This window comes from Caballeronia sp. dw_276, from assembly GCF_018449635.1.
Classification (GTDB): domain Bacteria; phylum Pseudomonadota; class Gammaproteobacteria; order Burkholderiales; family Burkholderiaceae; genus Caballeronia.
This window is the reverse complement of the sequence record NZ_JAAVUV010000001.1, coordinates 14,179-35,875: the sequence shown is the minus strand read 5'-3', so window position 1 is coordinate 35,875 and position 21,697 is coordinate 14,179. Positions and strand designations below refer to the sequence as shown.

18 protein-coding genes and 1 riboswitch are annotated in these 21,697 nt (G+C 62.0%); of the genes, 12 read left to right on the top strand and 6 right to left on the bottom strand.

Annotated features, from left to right (window positions below; all coding sequences use genetic code 11):
* Positions 1-99 precede the first annotated feature (99 nt).
* The 5 genes from HB633_RS00155 to HB633_RS00135 all read left to right on the top strand — a co-directional run bounded on the left by HB633_RS00155 (position 100) and on the right by HB633_RS00135 (position 6,377).
* On the top strand, positions 100-3,300 hold the full coding sequence (locus tag HB633_RS00155; protein ID WP_213776069.1) for a response regulator: 3,201 nt from the start codon (positions 100-102) through the stop codon (positions 3,298-3,300).
* An 11-nt stretch (positions 3,301-3,311) separates the two neighbouring features.
* The gene (locus HB633_RS00150; protein WP_213776068.1) at positions 3,312-4,154 is read left to right on the top strand and encodes a CheR family methyltransferase; all 843 of its coding nucleotides are present in this window, start codon (positions 3,312-3,314) and stop codon (positions 4,152-4,154) included.
* Positions 4,155-4,156: 2 nt separating this feature from the next.
* On the top strand, positions 4,157-4,765 hold the full coding sequence (locus HB633_RS00145; RefSeq protein ID WP_213776067.1) for a chemotaxis protein CheB: 609 nt from the start codon (positions 4,157-4,159) through the stop codon (positions 4,763-4,765).
* Positions 4,766-4,807: 42 nt separating this feature from the next.
* Entirely contained in the window at positions 4,808-5,965 is a 1,158-nt protein-coding gene (locus HB633_RS00140; RefSeq protein ID WP_213776066.1) for a hybrid sensor histidine kinase/response regulator, read from the top strand.
* Between the two features lie 115 nt (positions 5,966-6,080).
* Positions 6,081-6,377, top strand: coding sequence for an acylphosphatase (locus HB633_RS00135; protein WP_213776065.1), 297 nt, complete (start codon positions 6,081-6,083; stop codon positions 6,375-6,377).
* A gap of 15 nt (positions 6,378-6,392) precedes the next feature.
* Here HB633_RS00135 and HB633_RS00130 read toward each other — a convergent pair whose 3' ends face one another.
* Both HB633_RS00130 and egtD read right to left on the bottom strand, forming a co-directional pair.
* A complete protein-coding gene (locus tag HB633_RS00130) occupies positions 6,393-7,121 on the bottom strand; it encodes a class I SAM-dependent methyltransferase (RefSeq protein ID WP_213776064.1) in 729 nt (242 codons plus the stop codon).
* A gap of 64 nt (positions 7,122-7,185) precedes the next feature.
* Entirely contained in the window at positions 7,186-8,175 is a 990-nt protein-coding gene (gene egtD / locus HB633_RS00125) for an L-histidine N(alpha)-methyltransferase (protein WP_213776063.1), read from the bottom strand.
* 501 nt (positions 8,176-8,676) lie between these two features.
* Here egtD and HB633_RS00120 point away from each other — a divergent pair.
* Positions 8,677-10,902, top strand: a complete 2,226-nt coding sequence (locus HB633_RS00120) for a response regulator (protein WP_213776062.1) — start codon at positions 8,677-8,679, stop codon at positions 10,900-10,902.
* On the opposite strand, the gene HB633_RS00115 is transcribed toward HB633_RS00120, so the two are convergent.
* Together HB633_RS00115 and HB633_RS00110 are read right to left on the bottom strand one after the other, a co-directional pair.
* Positions 10,889-12,262 (bottom strand): ATP-binding protein, encoded by a 1,374-nt coding sequence (locus tag HB633_RS00115; RefSeq protein WP_255580674.1) that lies wholly within the window; start codon positions 12,260-12,262, stop codon positions 10,889-10,891. The genes HB633_RS00120 and HB633_RS00115 overlap by 14 nt on opposite strands.
* Complete coding sequence (locus tag HB633_RS00110) at positions 12,259-12,999, bottom strand: response regulator (RefSeq protein ID WP_213776061.1); 741 nt, start codon at positions 12,997-12,999, stop codon at positions 12,259-12,261. Before HB633_RS00110 ends, HB633_RS00115 begins: the two co-directional genes overlap by 4 nt.
* A 249-nt stretch (positions 13,000-13,248) precedes the next feature.
* Here HB633_RS00110 and HB633_RS00105 point away from each other — a divergent pair, with 249 nt between their 5' ends.
* From HB633_RS00105 to HB633_RS00090, 4 genes are all read left to right on the top strand, one after another.
* A complete protein-coding gene (locus HB633_RS00105; protein WP_213776060.1) occupies positions 13,249-13,998 on the top strand; it encodes a response regulator in 750 nt (249 codons plus the stop codon).
* 126 nt (positions 13,999-14,124) lie between these two features.
* Positions 14,125-14,457 carry a hypothetical protein gene (locus tag HB633_RS00100; RefSeq protein WP_213776059.1) on the top strand — a complete coding sequence of 111 codons (333 nt, stop codon included), beginning with the start codon at positions 14,125-14,127 and terminating at the stop codon, positions 14,455-14,457.
* A gap of 264 nt (positions 14,458-14,721) precedes the next feature.
* The gene (locus HB633_RS00095) at positions 14,722-15,081 is read left to right on the top strand and encodes a hypothetical protein (RefSeq protein ID WP_213776058.1); all 360 of its coding nucleotides are present in this window, start codon (positions 14,722-14,724) and stop codon (positions 15,079-15,081) included.
* Between the two features lie 281 nt (positions 15,082-15,362).
* Positions 15,363-17,528, top strand: coding sequence for a hybrid sensor histidine kinase/response regulator (locus HB633_RS00090; protein ID WP_213776057.1), 2,166 nt, complete (start codon positions 15,363-15,365; stop codon positions 17,526-17,528).
* Positions 17,529-17,629: 101 nt separating this feature from the next.
* Here HB633_RS00090 and HB633_RS00085 read toward each other — a convergent pair whose 3' ends face one another.
* Positions 17,630-18,217 (bottom strand): transglycosylase SLT domain-containing protein, encoded by a 588-nt coding sequence (locus HB633_RS00085; RefSeq protein WP_213776056.1) that lies wholly within the window; start codon positions 18,215-18,217, stop codon positions 17,630-17,632.
* A 125-nt stretch (positions 18,218-18,342) separates the two neighbouring features.
* Complete coding sequence (locus HB633_RS00080) at positions 18,343-19,872, bottom strand: GGDEF domain-containing protein (protein ID WP_213776055.1); 1,530 nt, start codon at positions 19,870-19,872, stop codon at positions 18,343-18,345.
* 304 nt (positions 19,873-20,176) lie between these two features.
* Positions 20,177-20,282: riboswitch (yybP-ykoY riboswitch) on the top strand.
* A gap of 88 nt (positions 20,283-20,370) precedes the next feature.
* Here HB633_RS00080 and mntP point away from each other — a divergent pair.
* Together mntP and HB633_RS00070 are read left to right on the top strand one after the other, a co-directional pair.
* Positions 20,371-20,940: a manganese efflux pump MntP gene (mntP, locus tag HB633_RS00075; RefSeq protein WP_213776054.1), complete on the top strand. Its 570-nt coding sequence runs from the start codon at positions 20,371-20,373 to the stop codon at positions 20,938-20,940.
* A gap of 174 nt (positions 20,941-21,114) precedes the next feature.
* Positions 21,115-21,666 carry a DUF3280 domain-containing protein gene (locus HB633_RS00070; protein ID WP_213776053.1) on the top strand — a complete coding sequence of 184 codons (552 nt, stop codon included), beginning with the start codon at positions 21,115-21,117 and terminating at the stop codon, positions 21,664-21,666.
* Positions 21,667-21,697: the final 31 nt, after the last annotated feature.

The following is a 21,697-nucleotide window of genomic DNA, read 5'->3' as shown; positions in this document are numbered from 1 at the left end:
CGGCCGCAAGCCCATATATGACAAGGGCTGGCGGGTCGTGCTATGGTCCGGTGCTGCCTTTTCGGCGCCTGACAAAATCTCAACAAAATTCAATCGCCAATGCATATAGACAGCCGAAACCGCTCCGTATGGCTCTACTTCGCGATCGTCTCGATGCTGATGATCGTGTTTGCGGTCGACTGGCTTACACCGCTGAGAATCGCCATCTGGGTGTTCTACATGCTGCCGGTTGCGCTGTGCATGTGGGTCGACCGTCCGAACGTGCCGTTCCTGACCGCGGGCGCAGCTTCCGTGCTGACGGTGCTGGGTTTCTACATCACGACCGGCGACGCCGTTGTTACCACGTTCGTGTTGCAGATCAACCGGGTTATCGGTGTGATCGTGATGTTCGTGCTTGCCGGCGTGGGGCATCTCTATATCAAAACGCGGCTGAACCTGCAACGCAGCGCGTGGCTGAAGCAGGGCGAAGTCGAGATCGGACTGCAGATGCGCGGCGATCTCACCCCCGCTTCGATTGGCGAAGGCATCCTTCGTTCGCTCGTGCCGTATGTGGGCGCGCGCGTCGGCGTGCTGTATGCCCGCGAAGGCGACGCGCTCGTGCGTATCGCGGCCTGGGCGTTGCCCGCGGACAGCGCAGTGCCGCAACGGATCACGCGAGGACAGGGCCTGACCGGCCAGGTGCTCGATGAAAAGCGCGTAATCGAAGTTACGGGGGCATCGGCGGAATTTCTGAAGGTTGGCTCGGCGCTGGGATCGGCGCCTGCGAGCCATTCCGTGGTCGCGCCCATGATGGCCGACGGCGACGTGACCGGCGTGCTGGAGCTGGGATTCATCGGCGAGGAAAATTCCTTCAGCGATACCCGCGAGTTGCTCGAAAATGCATCGGAGGCGATGGGCATGGCGCTGCGCTCGGCGCAGTACAGGACGCGCATGGTCGAGCTGCTCGAAGAAACGCAGCGCCAGAGCGAGGAATTGCAGGTCCAGCAGGAAGAGCTGCGAGTATCGAATGAAGAACTCGAGGAACGCGGTCGGGCGCTGATGGAAACACAGGCGCGGCTGGAGACGCAGCAGGCCGATCTCGAGCAAACCAACGTGCGGCTGGAAGAGCATACGCACAGTCTCGAACGGCAAAAGGCCGAACTCGTGCGCGCGCAGAAGGAGCTCGAGGCGAACGCGCTGGCGCTCGAACGCGCGAGCCAGTACAAGTCCGAGTTCCTCGCGAACATGTCGCACGAGTTGCGCACGCCGCTGAACAGTTCGCTGATCCTCGCCAAGCTCTTGCAGGACAACAAGCACGGCAATCTCAGCGACGAACAAGTGCGCTACGCGGCAACCATTCATTCGTCGAACAGCGATCTGCTTTCGCTGATCAACGACATCCTGGATTTGTCGAAGGTGGAAGCGGGGCAAATGGATGTGCAGTTCGCGCCGGTTGCGATCGACGGAATGCTGCAGTCTTTGCGTCAATCGTTCATGCCGGTCGCGGATTCCAAGGGACTGAAACTCGTGACGGAGCGCGCCGAGGGCGTGCCGGAGTATTTCGTCACAGACAATCAGCGCCTGCAGCAAGTGCTGCGCAACCTGCTCTCGAATGCGTTCAAGTTCACCGAGCGTGGGCAGGTAACGGTTTCGGTGCATAAAGCAGATAACGACGACAACGCGTTGCGTTTCGATGTCCGCGATACGGGCATTGGCATTCCTCGCGACAAGCAGGACCTGATCTTCCAGGCATTCCAGCAAGCCGATGGCACCACCAGCCGCAAATACGGCGGCAGCGGGCTGGGTTTGTCGATATCGCGGGAATTCTCGCGCTTGCTCGGCGGCTCCGTGAGTGTGGCGAGCGAGCCGGGCAAAGGCAGCGTCTTTTCCGTCACGCTGCCGTTGAGTATTCGCGAAGGCACGGTTACGGCGAAACTCGATGTGATCGGCCATATGAGTGAGCCCGCGGAAGCGTCCGAAGCGTTGGTCGAAACCGAAGAAGCGCCCGTGCAAAGTCACGCGCCGGCGCATCTGGTGGCGCAGGCGGCATCGAATGTTTCCGATCCCTCGTTGTGGCGCGCACCGGTCGCGAGCCATCACGTGCCGCAACCTATCGCCGATGACCGCGCCAACCGCAAACGCCCCGATCGCGTGATTTTGGCGATCGAGGACGACTTGCGTTTCGCGCACATCCTGCACGACCTCGCACATGAACTCGAGTTCGACTTCGTCCACGCAACGACTGCGACGCATGGCGTGGAACTCGCGCGCGAGTTGCAACCCAACGGCATTCTGCTCGATGTCGGCCTGCCCGATCAGTCAGGCCTGACCGTGCTCGAATGGCTCAAACACGACCCGTTGACGCGGCATATTCCGATTCACGTGGTTTCATCGACGGATCACGCCGATGTCGCGCTGCATCTCGGCGCGATCGGCTACACGCTGAAACCGAGCGCGCGCGAAACGCTCGCGGGCGCGATCCGCAAGCTCGAAGCGCGTTCGGCGCAAGGCACGCGGCGCGTGCTGGTGGTCGAGGACGATCCCGCGCTGCGCCAGAGCATCCACGCATTGCTGCAAAGCGCGACCGTGGAGATCGTGGAAGCAGGGACGATCGCGGAAGCCATCGACGAGATCAATCGCGGCACGTTTGATTGCGTCGTGATGGATCTGGCGCTGCCCGACGGCTCCGGTTACGACTTGCTGGAACGTGTGTCGACGTCGCAGGAACATGCGTCGCCGCCGGTGATCGTGTACACGGGGCGCGTGCTGTCGCCCGACGAAGAGCAGCGCCTGCGCCGCTATTCCAAGTCGATCATCATCAAGGGCGCAAAGTCGCCGGAGCGCCTGGTCGATGAAGTCACGCTGTTCCTCCACAGCGTGGAAAGCGCGTTGCCGCCCGAACAACAACGCATGTTGCGCGCGGCGCGTCAGCGTGACGACGTGTTCGAGGGCCGCACGATCCTTCTCGCCGAAGACGACGTCCGCAATATCTTCGCGTTGTCGCACGTGATCGAACCGCTCGGCGCGAAGCTCGAAATTGCGCGCAATGGCCGCGAGGCGCTGGATGCGCTCGCGCGTCATCCGGATATCGATCTGGTGCTGATGGACATCATGATGCCGGAGATGGACGGCTTCACCGCCATGACCGAGATCCGCAAGGATCCGGAACACGCGCGCCTGCCGATCATCGCGCTGACGGCAAAAGCCATGGCGAGCGATCGCCAGAAGTGCCTGGAAGCGGGCGCGGACGATTACATTTCGAAGCCTATCGATGTCGACAAGCTGGTTTCGCTGTGTCGCGTCTGGCTGCGGCAACGGTAGGCGGAATCGAGATGCCTAACCGGACCCCGAAAAACGCCGACGAAGCCATCTTCGACATCGAGTTGAAGCTGCTGCTGGAAGCCGTCTATCTGAAGTACCAGCACGATTTCCGGCATTACTCGGTGAGTTCGCTGCGGCGGCGCCTGGGGCAGGCCTTGATCGACCTGGGATATCCCACGCTTTCGCAATTGCAGGAACGCATTCTCCGCGATCCCACCCTGTTCTCGCGTTTGTTCCAGTACCTCACGGTGCAGGTCAGCGAGATGTTTCGCGACCCTGCATACTTTCGCGCGATTCGCGAACAGGTCGTGCCGATCCTGCAAACCTATCCGTCCATCAAGGTCTGGGTGGCGGGATGCAGCACCGGCGAGGAACTCTGGTCGCTTGCCATTCTTTTCGCGGAAGAAAATATCGCGGACCGTACGGTTTTGTACGCAACAGATATCAACGCAGGGGCGCTCAGGCAGGCAGAAAGCGGCATCTACCCGCTGGATCGGCTGGCGGGTTTCAGCCAGAATTATCTGGCGGCCGGAGGCAAGCGTTCGCTCTCGGACTACTATCATGCAGCTTACGGTGCGGCGAAATTCTCGCAGACGCTCAAGTCGCGCGTGGTTTTCGCCGATCACAGTCTGGCCACCGACAGCGTGTTCCTTGAGGCGCATCTCGTGTCGTGCCGCAACGTGCTGATCTATTTCGATCGCGCATTGCAGGATCGCGCGTTGGGCCTGTTCAGCGATTCGCTCGTGCGGCGCGGTTTTCTGGGGCTGGGCAGCAAGGAAAGCATCCGTTTTTCGAAACACGCGGACAGCTTCGCCGACTTCGATGCGCGCGAGCGCCTGTATCAGAAGGTTTGACCATGAAAGCACCGGAAGAGTCTTTCAGTCCGCTGGCCGCGATCGACGCTATCGTCATAGGTGCGTCCGCGGGCGGCGTGGAGGCGTTGAGCCAGTTGCTGCCCGCGCTGCCAGCAGGCTTCCGGCCGGCCGTGCTAGTCGTGGTTCATGTGCGCGCCGACTCGCCGAGCCTGTTGCCGGAGCTGTTTGCCGCGCGATGCCGCTTGCCGGTCGTCGAACCCGACGACAAAGCCACGATCGCCGGCGGCACGATTTATCTCGCGCCGCCGGGTTATCACATGCTGGTCGAACCGGATGGCACGATCTCGCTTTCCGTCGATCCACCCGTGCGGTTTTCGCGGCCATCGGTGGATGTGCTGTTCGAATCGGCGGCGCTGTGTTTCGGCGATGCGCTGCTTGGCATCGTGCTTTCGGGCGCGAACGACGACGGCGCCCGCGGCCTTGAAGCGATCGAACGTGCTGGCGGCCGTTGCTGGGTGCAGGACCCGGAGACGGCGGGATCGGATGCGATGCCGCGGGGCGCCATCGCTCGCGTTGGCGTGCACGATGTTCTTACAATTGACGCCATGGCCGCGCGCTTGCGCGGCATTGGACAAGGATCTGCGACGTGAACCAGGTTGACTTGGAGCTGACACGCTAATGGAACTCCGCTAATGGAACTCAACAGGCAACCGATCTACGTTCTGATCGTTGACGATGTGCAGAACAACATCACCGCGCTCGAAGCCTCGCTGGCGCGGCCGGACATTTCCGTGCTCGCCGCCAGCTCGGGACCCGCCGCGCTCGAATTGCTGCTCAAGCACGAAGTCGCGCTCGCCATTCTCGATGTCAACATGCCCGGCATGGATGGCTTCGAACTGGCCGAACTGATGCGCGGCAGCCCGCGCACCGCGCACGTGCCGATCATCTTCCTGACTGCGACAGCGCAAGACACCGGGCGCACGTTCCGTGGTTACGAAGCCGGCGCGGTGGATTTTCTGTACAAGCCATACGACTCGCGCATTCTCAATTCGAAAGTGGATGTGTTCATCCAGATCGAGAAGCAGAAGCAGCAGTTGGCCACGCAGCTTGCAACCGTCCAGCAACTGCTCGATGCCAACGAAATGCTCATGGCCGTGCTCGGCCATGATTTGCGCACGCCGTTGTCGGCAGTGATTGCATCGGCGGAATATCTGGCGCGCTTCGTCCCCGATGAAAACGTCGCGAATATAGGCACGCGCATCAAGAGCAGCGGCATGCGGATGGTGCGCATGGTCGACCAGTTGCTCAATCTCGCGCGCTTGCGTGGCGGACGTGTGACGCTGCAGCCGCGGGCGGTGGAGTTGCTGACGCTGGCGAAGAATATCGTCGAGGAATACGAGGCGCGCGTGGGCAAGGGGCGCATCTTCATTTTCCGCGAAGGCGACACGCTCCTTCAGGGCGATGGCGATTTGCTGTCGCAAGTGTTTTCGAATCTCATTGGCAACGCGCTGACGCATGGGCGCGAAAGTTCGCCAATTCATGTGCGGCTCAACGGAGAAACCGCCGACGAAGTGACGATCATGGTGCAAAACGCCGGAGAGATTCCCGTGGATGTCTTGCCGACGATTTTTGCGCCGTACCGGTCGGGCCGGCCGCAGCAGGAGACGGGCGGACTGGGGCTCGGGCTTTACATCACGCGCGAGATTGCGCAGATGCACGGCGGCCGTGTGGTCGTGCGCTCCGATGCCGAAAACGGCACCGTATTCGAAGTCACTGTGCCGCGCGAAGCGGTGGCGCGGCGCGCGAGCAGCACTGCCGGGGAAACCGCGCAGCCGTTCCGGTTGGGATAGCGCGCGCTGCCGGTTTTGCCCGGCTTGTCTAGAATGCTGCCTGATGGGTGTCGGCCAATTCATGGCCGCCCGAAAGTTCATGCCTCAGTTGGCGCATCAATCAGGAGAAGCGAACATGCCGAGTCCGGATCTGGATACTCGAATAGAAACGTATTACGTGCGTGTGAAGGGCGTGGTGCAGGGCGTTGGTTTTCGTCACGCGACGTTGCGGCGCGCGCATTCGCTCGGCGTGCGGGGCTGGGTGGCGAATCTCGAAGATGGTTCCGTCGAAGCGATGATCCAGGGGCCTGCAAATCAGGTCGATCTGATGCTCGAGTGGCTGCGCCGCGGACCGCCGCATGCGCGCGTCACGGATTTGATGAGCGAAGAGCGGTACATCGAAAAGCGGTTTGAGCGCTTCGAGCAGCATTGAGGTTTTGGTCCGCGCTCAGCGGCGCGCGGACACCAGCAACATCATCGGGCGTTCCCGTTCTTCCGCCAGTTCAGGCCGCTCGGCCACCTCCGCATCCGTCGGTCCCCATTCCTGCACATGAGCGATGGCGAATCCCGCCGCTATCAGCTGATTCAACAGCGTTCCCATGGTCCGATGCTGCTTTACCACGCCATCGGCGAGCCAGTTCGTGACGCGCGGGCCTTCGTGCTGGTAATTATCCAGGGGCCATGATTTGCGGCCAGCGGCATCGATCAGCCAATCCGGATTGCGCGGCGCCATGTAGATTGGATGTTCGATCGAAAAGATCAGGCTCGCGCCGGGCACGAGCGCCCGGTGGATCTTATCCAGCAAACCACGCAAGTCCTCGATGTAATGAAACGCGAGCGAGCTATAAGCGAGATCGAAGCTGGCCGGTGGGATATCGAGCTGTTCAAGATCGGCTTTGGCGTAGGTGATCGCGGAGGCGCCGGATAGCGATCTCGCGCGTTCGAGCATTTTCTCCGAGACATCGAGTCCGAGAACGGATAACGCGCCTTGCTCCTGCGCCCATCGACAAAACCAGCCGTAACCGCAGCCCAGATCCACCACTTTCAGGCCGCGCAGTTCAGGGAGAAGAGCGCGAAGTGCAGGCCATTCGGCTGCGCCGGCGAGACCGTGCAGCGAGCGGCCCATCTTGCTATAGGCATCGAAGAAAGATGGGTCGTCGTAGATGTTTTGTGTCATTTTGAGGCCGTACAAAAACGTGCGCGGTTCTCAAAATGCCACAGGCGGCGAGGTGGATCAATGCTTATCCCGCCACCAGCAAACTCTCCGCAAACCCCCATTCTTTGTCCGTCCACTGGCGTGCGCACCTGAACCCCGCGTCCGATGCCAACGGCCCCACTTCATCGGCGCTGTACTTATGGCTGCTTTCCGTCCAGATCGTTTCGCCTTCGCGAAACTCCACGGTCAGTTCGGCGGCACGGATCGTCGCCTTGACCGGCCGCGTCGCCAGCAAATGCATTTCAATGCTCCGAGCGTCGGGATTGAAGCGCGCTACGTGTTTGAACGCATCCAGCGGAATATCGGCGTCCAGTTCGCGGTTGATTCGTGCAAGCAAGTTGAGGTTGAACGCGGCCGTGACGCCAATCGGATCGTCATACGCGGCGATCAGCGTTTCCAGCGGCTTGAGCAAATCCATGCCGAGAAGCAACGCATCGCCGGGTTTGAGCATGCCGCGTATCGATTTCAGGAAACGCGTTGCGGCCAGCCGCGAAAAGTTACCGATGGTGCTGCCCAGGAACAGCACGAGCAATGCCTCGCCATCGCGCCGGTTCGCGCTGACTTCGGCGAGTCCGGAAAGGTAGTCGCGCTCGTATCCGACTATCGATACACGCTCGATATCGCCAAGTTCCCGCTTGCACAATTGCAACGCGGCAGGCGAGATTTCAATCGGGCAGTATTCGGTCGCGCCGTTCGGCCGTTTCTTCGATAACGCTTCCAGAATGCGTCGCGTCTTGCGCCCGCTGCCGCTTCCCAGCTCGGCAACGGTCATATTGCGCGGCAGCTCAGCGACGATTTCCGCCGCGTGCGCCATCAGCACGCGCTCCTCCGCGCGCGTCACGCCGTATTCGGGCAGCGCGGTGATGACCTCGAAGAGCGCGGAACCGACTTCGTCGTACAGATACATCGAGGGCAATTCTTTTTGTGGCGAGTGCGTGAGGCCATCGTGAACGGCGGCGGCGAATGCCGATGAAAAACGCGGTAGATGAGCAGCGTGGGTCGTTGCCAAAGGCATGGGTGTCTCCAGATGTCGCATCGCGTGGACGCGGCCAGTTATGCATGACAGGCCGAACATCGGATGTGCCGGTCATGAGATCAGGCCCCGCAATGTTATGCCTCGCAGGGAGCAACAGGGTCAGCAAGAAGCGCGCGCGCCGGGGTTCGCAACTGCAAATCGCCTGAGCAGCAAGCGAACCGGGCGGCGTCAAGTCAAGTGCCATCAGGGAAATGCATAACATCCTCCGGCGTCGATGCCTCGTCAAGACCGTCGCGGCAAGCCGCCCTCCACGAAAAATCGAGCAAGAACTACAGTCCTGCGCAACGCTTTTTACACGCCGCAGATGAAATGCAGACGACCGGCTTGCATTGAAGCGCCTGCTGTAAAGCCTTTACCGGTCATGCATCAATAGCGCCCTGTCTGGCGCAATGCTTGCTTGCAAATACCGATCACGCTCAGCGCAGTGATTCGTTCTTGCATCGCGCTGTCATCGCCGTATTCCTCGCCTGCGCCCGATTCATGACCGACCCAGTTAGCCCCGATCCCGCGATTGCACGTCTCGACGACACGGGTGCGCACTGCTTCCCGACGCCAGAACCCGTAGCCCGCACCGACATACCTTTCGGTTTCCCGCTTGGGCCTCAGCCTGCAGAGCCGGAATCCGTCCTAGACGCAGACACGGACAACACGCCAGCCCCGGATTCCGACCCGTTTTTCCTCAGCGTGCTGAACGGCAGCACCGATTGCATCAAGATCCTGAAGCCAGACGGCACGCTCGAGTTCATGAACGCGAACGGCATTTGCCTGATGGAAATCGACGACTTCGCGCCGTTCAAAGGCAAGTCGTGGGTTTCGCTCTGGCCGGCGGAGTCGCGCGTCTTGTTGAGCGATGCCATCGACAACGCGCTGCAAGGCCGGCATTCGCGCTTCGAAGCGCTTTGCCCGACGGCAAAAGGCACGCCGAAATACTGGGAGGTCACGGTTTCACCGGTGAAGGGTCCGGCGGGCGTGGAATGGCTCGTATCGATTTCCCGCGATATCACTGAACGCGTGCTCAACCTGCGTTCGCTCGATACGGCGTTGCAGGAACAAAAGCGCCTTTCCGAAGCGTTGGAGCGGCATAAGGAGACGCTGGAACAGCGTATCGATGAAGCCGCGGCCGCGCTGCGCGCAAGCGAAGCCGAACGTCGCGAGACGGCAGCGGTACTCGCCCAGTCGCAGAAAATGGACGCGGTCGGCAAGCTGACCGGCGGGGTGGCGCACGACTTCAACAACGTGCTGCAAGTCATTGGCGGGAATTTGCAACTTGCGGCGCAGGATGCCGGCGGCAACGAGACGTTGACGCGGCGGCTTGCCAGCGCGCACGAAGCAGTCGAGCGTGGCGCGAAGCTCGCGTCGCAGTTGCTTGCATTCGCGCGCCGCCAACCGCTGGAGCCGGTGGCGCTCGACATCGCGCGCTTGTTGCGCAGTTCCGACGACATGCTGCGCCGGGTGCTCGGCGAAACCATCGAACTGGAAACCGTCGTGTCGGGCGGGCTCTGGAACACGCTTGCCGATCCGAACCATCTGCAGAACGTGATCGTGAACCTGGCCATCAACGCACGCGATGCAATGGACGGCGCCGGCCGCCTGACCATAGAAGCCGGCAACGCCATGCTCGACGACGAGTACACCCGTCATTACGACGACGTGAAGAGCGGCCAGTACGTGATGATCGCCGTGTCCGATACCGGCACCGGCATGGCGCCCGAGGTGCTGGCGCAGGCCTTCGAGCCGTTCTTTACGACCAAGCCGGAAGGCCGCGGTACGGGACTGGGCCTGAGCATGGCCTACGGTTTCATGAAACAGACCGGCGGCCACATCAAGCTCTACAGCGAACCCGGCGAGGGCACGACGGTAAAGCTTTACCTTCCCCGATCGATGGAAGAAGAAGCGCACCGCGTGGAGACATCGCACGAGCCGGTGATCGGTGGAACGGAAACGATCCTGGTCGTGGAAGACGATCCGAACGTTCGCGCAACAGTCGTCGATACCTTGACCGAACTCGGCTACAACGTCCTGAAATCCGCCGATGCCCAAAGCGCGCTGAACGTGCTCGAAAGCGGCGTTCACATCGACTTGCTTTTCAGCGATGTGGTGATGCCCGGACCGCTGCGCAGCGTCGACATGGCGCGGCGCGCGCGTGAAATGCTGCCTTCGCTGGAAGTGCTGTTTACGTCCGGCTATACGGAAAACGCAATTGTCCATGGAGGCCGGCTCGATCCCGGCGTCGCGCTGATCAGCAAGCCGTACAGGCGGGACGCGCTCGCACGCAAAGTACGTTCGATGCTGCGCGCCGAAGCAAGCGAACCCGAAGCGGAGAAGGCGGAGAGCGCGGAAGACCCGGCGGGTCCGCTGCGCGTGCTGATCGTGGAAGACGATGTCAACACGCGCGAAGCCACGCGCGAGTTGCTGGAACTGCTCGAGGCCCAGGTCCACGCAGTGGAAAGCGCCCAGGCTGCGCTGGACCTGATCGGCAGCCAGACATTCGACGTCCTGCTCACCGATGTCCGCATGCCGGGTATGTCGGGCCTCGATCTGGCGCGCGCGGCCAAGCGCCTGCAGCCGCGCGTGCGGGTGGTGCTGGCATCGGGTTATGGTGCGGGCATCGCGGCGGAACTGGGCGATGATCTGAGCGACGCGACCTTGTTGCCAAAGCCCTTCAACTTCGATCAGCTCGAACAGGCCGTCTTCAGGAAGCCATGACGGGTTGCGGCGCGCGCGTGGTTTGAGACGCCGCGCCGCCCGCGCCTGAATAGCTGGACACAACAGGAACCACGATCCGCACGATCAAGCCGTGCTCCGGCGCGTTGCCAATTTCGCATCTGCCGCCGAGTTCGCGTGCCAACCGGCCGACTATCGCCAGGCCGAGTCCGCAATGGCCGTCTCCGGCGCGCGCAGGATCGAGGCGCACGAAAGGCTTGCGGGCGTCGGAGAGACGCTCTGGCGGAATGCCGTCGCCGTAGTCGCGCACCGTGATCAACCACTCGTTGCCGCGCCGGGCCGTGCCGATATCGACGGGTGGCGCGCCGTGCTCCAGCGCGTTATCGACAAGATTGGTCACCAGCCGGTCAAGGGATGTCCGCGGCAACCGGAATCCCTCGCCCGCCAGCAATTCCAGCCGGAACAACGCGTCGTCGCCGGCCTCGTCCTGCGCGAACTGTTCCGCGAGAAAGCCATCGACGCCAACCGCCGGTCCCACTGACGGCGTGCTTGCCGCGAACTCCAGAAACTGCTGCACGATACGCGTCAGCGAATCGATATCGCGGATGAAATGGGCGCGCTCTGCGTCGTCATCCACCAGCACGCTCGCCCGCAATTTCAGTCGCGTGAGCGGCGCCTTCAGATCATGCGCGATGCCGGCAAGCATCACGGCTTTTTCGTCATCGGCGTCGTTGATCTGCCGCATCATCTGGTTGAACGCGCGGATCAGGTCGCGCAATTCTCGCGGTCCGCGCTCCTCGACAGGCACCGGGCGCTCGCCCGTGCCGAACTGCCGCGCGCTTTGCGCGACGCGCGACAAAGGCCGCTGCAACTGCCATGCGGCCACCAGCGAAAGGATCACGGCCGCCAGCAGCATGCCCACGGATTCGACGAGAATGGGCGCCGCTTCGGGCAAGTCCACCGGCGTGACGATCCAGTTAGGATTGTCGGGATAGCGCACCCACAGACGCGGCGAATGATTCGGGCCGTCGACGGCGATCTGGGCGCCGCGCGGCAGTATATTTCTCAACTCCCGCAGCAAATGCACGATCGGACCATGATCCGGTTCGCGCAGCGAGACGCCGTCAGGAAGATTCGCAGCCAATACGAGTTTGGCGTTCAGCGCGGGCGCGATGCGCACGCCCTGGCGCGCGTCGTCGTTCGCGGCGGCCAGCACGAGCGTGAGGCCGCGCGCGTAACCTTCGGCATCGTGATGAGGACGCTGCACGGTCAGCACCGCGAACCAGCAAGCCTGCACGGCAAAGAGCACGACCAGCGAAATGAGCGCCATGCGCCCGAACAGCGAATTGAACGGGTTGGTCCGGCCAGAATAGCCGCGCGCAAATTTGCCGGAGAATTTCATACGGGCGCTGCACGATCGGGGCGGTCGCGGACTCCGTCGGGATCGGGAATGAACACGTAGCCTTGGCCACGCACGGTCTGCACGTGACGCGGACTAGCCGGATCTTCTTCGATAATCCTGCGCAGGCGCCAGATGGGAACGTCCAGGCTGCGGTCGCTGAAGGTGGCATCGTCTCGATGCACGAGATCGTGAATCAGCACCCGCGACAGCACCTTGTACGGATGCTTGACCAGCACCTTGAGCAACGCGAATTCGCTGTCGCGCAACGGGATGCGCTCGGTCCCGCTCACCAGCGCGCGCGTGACGAAGTCGAGTTCGAAGCGGCCGAAACGCTCGCTGGCGCGGGTTTCGGGACGCGCCGAGGAAGCCGGCGCGCGCCGCCGCAAGACCGTGTCGATACGCGCAAGCAGTTCCCGCGGATCGAAAGGTTTGGAAAGGTAATCGTCGGCGCCGAGCTCGAGGCCTTCCACTTTTTCCGTCACGCTGTCGCGCGCGGTGACGAAGATCACCGGAATGTCGTCGCCGGCGGCGCGCACCTGGCGCAAGGCGGTAAGGCCGTCGACGCCGGGCATCATGATGTCGAGAACCACAATGGACGGCCGCTCGAGTTCCAGCCTCCGGCGCAAGGCGGTGCCGTCGTGCAGGACGGTGACGTCGAGCCCGCGCGTGGTCAGGAAGCGGCTCAGCAGGTCGCACACTGCCGGGTCGTCGTCGACGATCAATACCGATGTAGTCATGCTGGAAATTTTAGCTGTGCAGGGTAAGGATGCGGCCTTTCCATGACACCGGCATGGTTACGGATTCTTACGCGACAAGGCCTGGGGATATGGCAGTTTCTGATGCGCCGCCCGCGCGGACCCTTTGGCGGCGCGGCTCGACAATCTGGCGTGAGCCGGACGCCGGCCCACCCCCCGTGCAATCCGATGAAAGGCGCGGAAAGGAATCCCTGTCGCGAAAGTCATGTTGCGCGTCTTAAAATTCATCGCATGACCCAACACGTTCTTCTCGTCGACGACGACCCTGTAGTGCGCGATCTCGTGCGCGAATATCTGCAAGGCCACGGCCTGGCGGTATCGGTGATGCACGACGGTACGGGCCTGAAGCGCCGCCTCGACGCCGAGCGGCCATCCATTGTCGTGCTCGACGTGATGATGCCCGAGCAGGATGGCATCAGCGCGCTGCGCGAACTGCGTGCATCCGGCGATGATATTCCCGTGATCTTCCTGACCGCGCGTTCCGACGTGATCGACCGGGTGATCGGCCTGGAGCTTGGCGCCGACGATTACCTCGCCAAACCCTTCGATCCACGCGAACTGCTTGCGCGCATCCGGACGGTCCTTCGACGGCGCGACGCGGCGTCGCCAGGGGCGCCTGAAGATCGGCCGCCATACCGGTTTGGTCCTTATGAGGTCGATTTCGCCGCGCGCGAGTTGCGCCATAACGGCCAGCGCGTGCCGCTGCGATCGGGCGAATTCGCGACGCTCAAGATCTTCGTCAAGAACGAGATGGTCGTGCTCACGCGCGCGCAGCTGAACGAAAAGCTGCGCGGGCAGGCGGGAAGCTATAGGGATCGCAGCCTCGATGTATCCATCTGGCGCTTGCGGCGCTTGCTTGAAGCCGATCCCTCTGATCCGCGCTACGTGCAAACCGTATGGGGACAAGGGTATATTTTCGTGCCGCAGGGCGAGACCGGCGCGGTCGAGCGGGCGCTGCGGCGGGCATCGACTGAAACCTAAGCCGTTCAAGACCAGCGGACTAATATGTATCTGCTGAAATGATCCGTTACCAACTGCATCAGTTATTTCTTCGCTACCCGCATAAGATCGTTTCCATAGTCCCGAACACGGGAATGGAGAACTCAAATGAAACGCGTAGCTGCAGTGTTGTTGATGGCCGGTAGTCTCACCGTTGCAGGTCAAGCGTCCGCGCACGGTGGGCGCGGAGACGGTGGCGCCGTGGTGGGTGCTTTATTGGGCGGCGCGGTGATTGGTGCGTTGGTAGGGTCCGCGGTTGCGCCCCAGCCGGTGTACGCGGCACCTGTGTATGCTCAGCCGGTCTACGCGCAACCTGCTTATCAGCCGGTTTATGCGCAACCAGGCCCGCCGCCGGGATCGTGCTACGACAGTTATCGCGGCGCCTATGTGCCGTGCGCTCCGCCGCCCCCGCGTGGCTATTATCAGCAACAAGGCTGGTAATACGAGCGAATCATGCTGGACCGAAACCGGGCGAGAAGCCCGGTTTTTTCTTTTTAGCCCCGGGAAAGCCCGTTGACAATGCCTTGTCCATGCACGCCGAGGTCACAAGTGCTGCGTAATCCGTAAACACCCGGAGGCCCGTCTGGCAAGGCTTACCGGGCCTCCGATATCCGCTTGAGCGGCACGCCGCTTGCAGTGTAGGAAGAGCGGGCGTTGCGACTTTGTCCTTCGCAACGCAATCAACGGAATATCTAGGAGGTTGCAATGAAACATATATCGAAGAAGATTCTGGTGTCGGCCCTTGTCCTTGGCCTGTCGGGCGGCGTCTATGCGCAAGCAGGCGGTGGCGGCGGGGCGGGCGGCGGTGCCGGTGGCGGCGGTGGCGCTGCGGGAGGCGCCGGTGGTAATGGCGCGGGCGTGGGCGGTGGAGGCGGCATGGGCGGCGCCAACTCCGGTGGCGCAAACGGCGCGGGCATGGCCACGGCGCCAGGCACCACTGCAACGGGCGGCGGCGTGGGTACGGGAACCGGCAACGCACCGAACATGAAAGCCAACGGCAGCAGCACGAACAACAACGGCAACGTCGCAGCGCCGAACGGCGGCGCCATGTCGAAACCGCAATAAGCAGTCAGTTCAACCGGAAGATGGCCGGTTGCATCGATAGATGCAGCCGGCTTTCTTTCGTCCAAGGCGCGCCGGCGCGTCGTCCATCCGCACACGCCCTTCTTATTTCCGGCACATAATGCAAAGCACGCGAAGCCTTGCCCCGCACGCGATCAGCTGATCCCGGCCTGTTTTGCCTACCGGCTTTGGGGACGTAAATGATCCGGCCGGACGTGGCATTCGCGTTACGCGCCGCTTGCTCGTCCGGATCACCGGGCTACCCCGATTGGAGACATCGCGCCTTGCATTCGTCGGATTCCGCGGCACTCGACTTGCCTCTGCCCTTGCGCAATTTCGCCGGAACGCGGCGGATCTTGCTGATGGTGCTGGCGGCATCGATTCTGTTTCCGGTCGCTTTCCTGCTTGGCTACGGTTATTACGATTACCAGCGCCGCATGGAGGATGCCGACGATATCGCCGATCGCATTGCGCGCGTCGCCGACGAACATGCGAGCAAAGTGCTCGACCTGAACCGCCAGATGTCGACGCGCGTGGTGGAAATGCTCGGCAATAGCAACGACGCCCGCATCCGCGCAAATGAGAAACCGATCCATGAACGCCTGAGCGAGATCGGCGAATCTTTCTCCCACGTCGCCGGGATTACGGTTTTCGGCGTAGCGGGCGACATGCTGGCGAGCAACCGCTTCTATCCGGTTCCGACGGTTTCCATCGCCTCGCGCGATGATTTTGTCACCGGCCGCGCCATTCGTCCTGATCCGTATTTTTCGCTTCCGCTTATCGGCAAGGTCGCGCAAAGCGATGTGTTCACAACCAGCGTGGGGCGGAGTTCGAACGACGGACACTTTCTCGGCTTGGTATCGATTGCGCTGAAACGCGACTATTTCTCAAGCTTTTACAACGATCTTTCCAACGGCGATCCGGGCGTGACCGTGGGTCTTTACCGGCGCGACGGCGGCATTCTCGTGCGCGAACCGCCAGGTCCACCGAGCATTTCGCACGCGCGAAATTCCGCGTTCACGTCCGCCATGCGCAGCAACGAATTGTTCGGACGCGTGCGGCTGAATTCGAGCGTGGACGGGGTCGAGCGCGTCCTGGCTTTCCGCCGTGTGGGCGATTACCCGCTTTACGTTGCGAGCGGTTTCCCAACGGCCGTCATTTCAGCGAACTGGCGCAAGCACTACGCGCTGATTGCGGTGATCACGGCCGTGCCGTGTATCGCGGTATGGGTACTGGTGCTGTTTTCCCTGCGCCAGTTGCGTGCGCAGCAATCCGCGTGGGAACGCTGGCAGGCGGAAGTCGCCATGCGCCTTTCGGCGGAAGCTTCGAGCCGGCAACTGCGGCGCATGGGCGCGCTCGGCAATCTGGTGGCAAACGTGGCGCACGACTTCAATAACTTGCTGATGGTGGTATCGGCGAATATGGAATTGGCTCGCCGCAAGAATTTCAACGGACTGGAAAGGGAAGTGCTGGCGGTGGAACGCGCGACCGCCGGCGCCGAAGCGCTCGCCCGGCGTTTGCTCAGCGTCGCACGCAAGCAACCGCTCAAGCAGGAAGCCATCGATCTGACTACGTGGCTGCCCGCCGTGGCCGGGCTGATCGAAACCGCGGTGGGCGAGAAGATCCAGGTCAAGGTGCAGGTTTCGCCCGACATGTGGGGCGTGCGCGCGGACGCCACGGAACTGGAATTCGCGATCATCAACATAGCGGTCAATGCCCGCGATGCCATGCCGCATGGCGGTCGTCTCGCGATCCGCTGCCAGAACGTGCGCGTCACCGCCGACAACGCTCTCGCCGATGGCGAATACGCACTCCTGGCCTTCACCGACAGTGGCGAAGGCATGAATGAAGTCACCGCCCGCCGCGCGTTCGAACCGCTTTTCACGACCAAGCTGAGTGGCGCGGGCACGGGTCTTGGATTGGCGCAGGTGCTGGCGGCTTGCGAGCAGGCAGGCGGGACCGCGCGGCTCGACAGTGTTCCTGGACGGGGCACGACGGTGCGCCTGTACTTGCCGCGCTGGATCATCGCACCGCGGATGCCGCTGGACAACGCGGAAACGCACAGCGAGGGCCCGGCATTGCCGCGGCAAGATGCGGCCCTGAGTCCAGGCTCGGTCTTGCTGGTAGAGGACAACGAAGAAGTTGCCGCGGGCGTCGCAGCCGTGCTCGCCACGTTTGGCTGCGACGTCCGTCACGAACTCACCGCCGACAAAGCCTTCGACGTCCTCAACGAAGGCGGACGCTTCGACCTGGTGTTATCGGATATTCAGATGCCTGGGCGGCTCAACGGCATCGACCTGGCGGAGAAAGTGCGTGGCACATGGCCCGCGCAGAGAATCGTGCTGATGACCGGTTACGCCGATGAATTCGAGCGCGCGCGGCACACAGGCGTGACGATTCTCGCGAAGCCGTTCAATATCGATGAATTGCGCGAACTCGTGCACGGATGACACCGCGTCTCAATGCGGCGCCGCCGATGATCAATAGAATTCGCTGAGGACTTGCGAGACTTGCCACATGGCGCACGGGCGGCGGCAGCGGCCTGCTGCTCTCAATAGCCTGCTTGAGCGCCGGCGGGTTCGGTGTCGAACTGGGACGAGATTTTCTTGACCTGAAGACTGACTTTCTCTGCATACGCTTTCGATCCGCCGTAGCTTTTCAGGGCGGCATCCACGTCGCCGCGTGCTGACTGCACGTAACCGTGGAGGATCGCCGACCCGGCTTCGATGTTCGCATCGGCTTCCGTCAGGTCGATATTGCGCACCAGTTTCTTATGCGCCGACGGCACGACTTGCATCAATCCCGTGGCGCCATTTGCGCCGCGCGCGTTTTCCTTGAAACGGGATTCGATCGAGATGATCGCGAGCAACAGCGCGGGAGGAAGCGAATATTTCGATGCCGCCGACATGACCGCCGTCGAAATCTGTTCGGCTTTCGCGCGCGCAACACCGAATTTCTGCGAGATGAGACGAGAAACCTGATGCTTGGCCTGGGCGTCGGCGTCGGCTTCGCTTGCGGCGAGGGTCTGGTCCATGACGGCCGCAGTCGTCTCCATGCTGCGTTCCTGAGCCGCGGCGCCTTGCATTGCACCGAGCGATAGACCGAGGGTCAACGTCAGCAAGAAGAGTAGTCGGCTCATGGAAGGATGCCATCGGAGAGAAGGTCGCATTATACCGATGGAAAAAATCCTTGCAAATCATGTGCTTGGTTGAAATGGCGAATTACGCTGATGAATCCCAATAGGCGCGCCGCGTGCGCCCCGCTTCAGGACTGGGCGATTTCGACGTTCGCGAGCGTCATCGGACGGACGCAATCGCGGCCTGCGGCCTTGGCTTCGTAGAGTTGCTGGTCGGCGGCGCTGAGCAGCCCGTAGGCGCCGCCCAGACCTGGCGGCGCGGCGGTCGCGCAGCCAATACTTACCGTCAGGCGCCCGATCACACTCCCCCGATGCGCAATCGAACGCGTCCTGATACGCGTGCGGATGGTCTCGGCAATGTGAAGCGCGCCGTCGATCTGGGTGTCGGGAAGGAGGACCACGAACTCTTCGCCGCCGTATCGTGCGGGAATGTCGCCGGGACGCCGCACCGACAGTGCGATGCACTCCGCAACTGCCGCCAGCGCGTCGTCGCCAACGGCGTGGCCGTAGTTATCGTTGTACGCCTTGAAATAATCCACATCGATGAACAATACCGATACCGCCGTATTGCTTCGCCGCGCGCGCCGCCATTCCTCGTCCATGCGTTCGTCGAAGGCGCGCCGGTTCGGCAGGCCGGTCAGCGCGTCGGTGCCCGCGAGCCGCACGAGTTCTTCCTGCGCTCGCGCCCGTTCGCGCAACGACAGCGCCAAAAGCCATGACAACGCGATAAAACTCAGGCCGAACAGCAGCGTCAGGACGCCCACCCCGCTGCTGCGCGCGCGCCACGTGTCGAGCACGTCGTCCTGCGCCGGCGCCACGCCCACGATGAACGGTGTGCCCGGCACGTGCGCAAAGGTGTAGATGCGCTCGACGCCGTCCACTGGCGATTTCGCCACGTACGAACCCGAGCGCGTGCGCGTCATGCGGGCAAAAGAGGCCGAACCGGAAACGTTGCGGCTGAGGTCATTGTCGAGAAAGGGTTTGCGCACGATCATCGCGCCGTCATCCTGAACAATGAAAATCGATCCCTTCGGCCCGACCTCGATCTTGTCCAGCAGCGAGCGGAAATATTGAAGGTTCACGGTCAGCAGCGCGATGCCCGCAAATGATCCGTCGGGCGCGTTGATGCGCCGGCTCATCCCAATCGCCGCGCCGTTTGCGTGCGTCATGTAAGGATGCGAGAAAAACAGCCCGACCGATGGATTCTGCTGATGGGCGCGGAAGTATTCACGCTCGGCGAACGTTTCGGCGGGCACGGCCGTGGCGTTGTTCTTGACGATGGCGCGGCCATGCGCATCGATCACGTAACCGCCGCCTATGTACGCCGCGGTGGTTGCGCGGTCGAACAGAATCCGGCGGCGCAGGTCGAGCGGAAGCGCCATGACGGCGGTGTCCTGCGCGCCGTCGACCACGGCACGAAGCGAAAGATCGTAAATTTCGACGTTACGGGCAATGTCGCCACCAATGATCGAAACCAGATTCGCCGATGTCTCCTGCGCGTGGCTGAGGGCCTCTTCGCGGCCCTGATACAGCGTGGCAAGGGACAAGCCGGCCATCAAAACCGCGACCGCCGTGCCGGCAAAGCCGGCGAGAAGCGGAAAGCGCGACAGGGAATTCGCCAGGCTGAGCGCCGTCCATCTGTACCGGGCGCGGCGCATTCGCCGAGCTGCTGCACGAGGCGCACCGGATCTCATGACACACGCCTTGCCCGCCACGCGGGAAATTTTCGGCTGCGCGCGGTATCGGGCGGAGGCATGGAAATCGGATTAGGCATCGCGGGAATGTCGGGTCGAGGGCGCCAATCTGGTGTTCTGGCCGCATTGTATCGGCGGGAGCACGACGGATCGCCTGGATGGTCAACAGGGCGGTTCCGCATCGGTCGTGCCTGATGAACAAGTGCAATAAAATTTTCGCGCTAATCAAATGTGAAAGATTACAAATACATTTCGAACGTGATAGCCTTTGTCAGTCCTTGGGGAGTAGCCGGCTTCCAGCCATTGGAAGCGCTCATGTCAACATGCTTGGTTCGATCGAACCATGGCATGAGCAACCAAAATGTATTCTGGTTGGCAAGACCATCGATGTAACGCCGCGACCGGTCGGGCTCGGCGTTACATCGCATGTTCCTGTCCCGACCCGTACATGATCATTGCCCCATGAATATCGCTTCCACCCTCCTGCTCGCCTTTGCCATGTCGACGGACGCCTTCGCCGCAGCCGTGGGCAAAGGCGCTACGCTCAAGCGTCCGCGCATGCGCGAGGCATTGCGCACAGGCCTGATCTTCGGTGTCATCGAGGCGATCACGCCGCTGGTTGGCTGGGCGCTCGGCAAGGCGGCGGCGCCGTACGTCATGTCGTGGGATCACTGGATTGCCTTCGGCCTGTTGCTCGTGCTCGGACTCCGCATGATCCGCTCCGGGTTCAGCACGCCTACGCCCGAAGCCGAAAAGCCCGTGCGTCATAGTTTCTGGCTGCTGGCCGCAACTGGCTTTGCGACGAGTATCGATGCCATGGCGGTGGGGGCGGGACTCGCCTTTATCGATGTGAATATTTTCTCGACGGCCGCAACCATTGGACTTGCGACGCTGATCATGGTGACTATCGGTGTGATGGTGGGGCGCTTTCTGGGCCGCGCGGTCGGACAGCGTGCAGAAGTTGCGGGCGGTTTGATTCTGGTCGCGATCGGCTCGGTGATCCTGGCCGAGCATCTTGGGTACGTGAGCTGATGTTCCACCGGCGCTTCAGGCGGTTTTGCCTGAGGTGCTCCATTCGCATTGATAAGGGTTCCGAATCTTTCCTTGTCGGCGATGAACGCAAGACACGCTCGGCTTGAACAGGCGTGTTACTTGCATGCAAAGACCGGGTTGCCGCATGAAGCCGGCACATGGAGGCCTGCCATCATGCTGCAATTGCAAAGGGGATTTGATCGTGTAGCACTGTGTGTCATTCTCGTGGCGGCGCTCTCATATGCGTCGCAGACAGCGCAGGCGGCGGCCGCGCAACGGTCGATCGCGGTGATGGACTGCACGCTGATTGACGACAACGCGTCCTACAACGACGCCGATACCAACCGCACGCAGCAAGCGCGTCTTGGCCTCATCAGCAACGACTTGCGCGCGCAATTGAGCGATCGCCAGCTCTTTCGGGTAGCTGACAACGCCGGCGCCAGCGACATGATCGCCAAGCTTTCCGGCGCGCAGGATTTGAACGCTTGCAACGGTTGCGAACTGCAGATCGGCCGCAAGCTCAACGTGGAGCGCGTCGGCGTGTGCTGGGTGCAGAAAGTCAGCAACCTGATCATCAATATCAATCTGCGCGTGGAAGATGTCGCAACAGGCAAAGCCGTATTCCAGCGTTCAGTCGATATCCGGGGCAACACGGATTTGTCGTGGCGCCGCGGCATGAAAGGGCTGGTCGATCGTCTTGCAGACGACGCCGACGCCACCCGCTGAGCCTCTGAACCGCTTTCGGGAGAATCTCCCG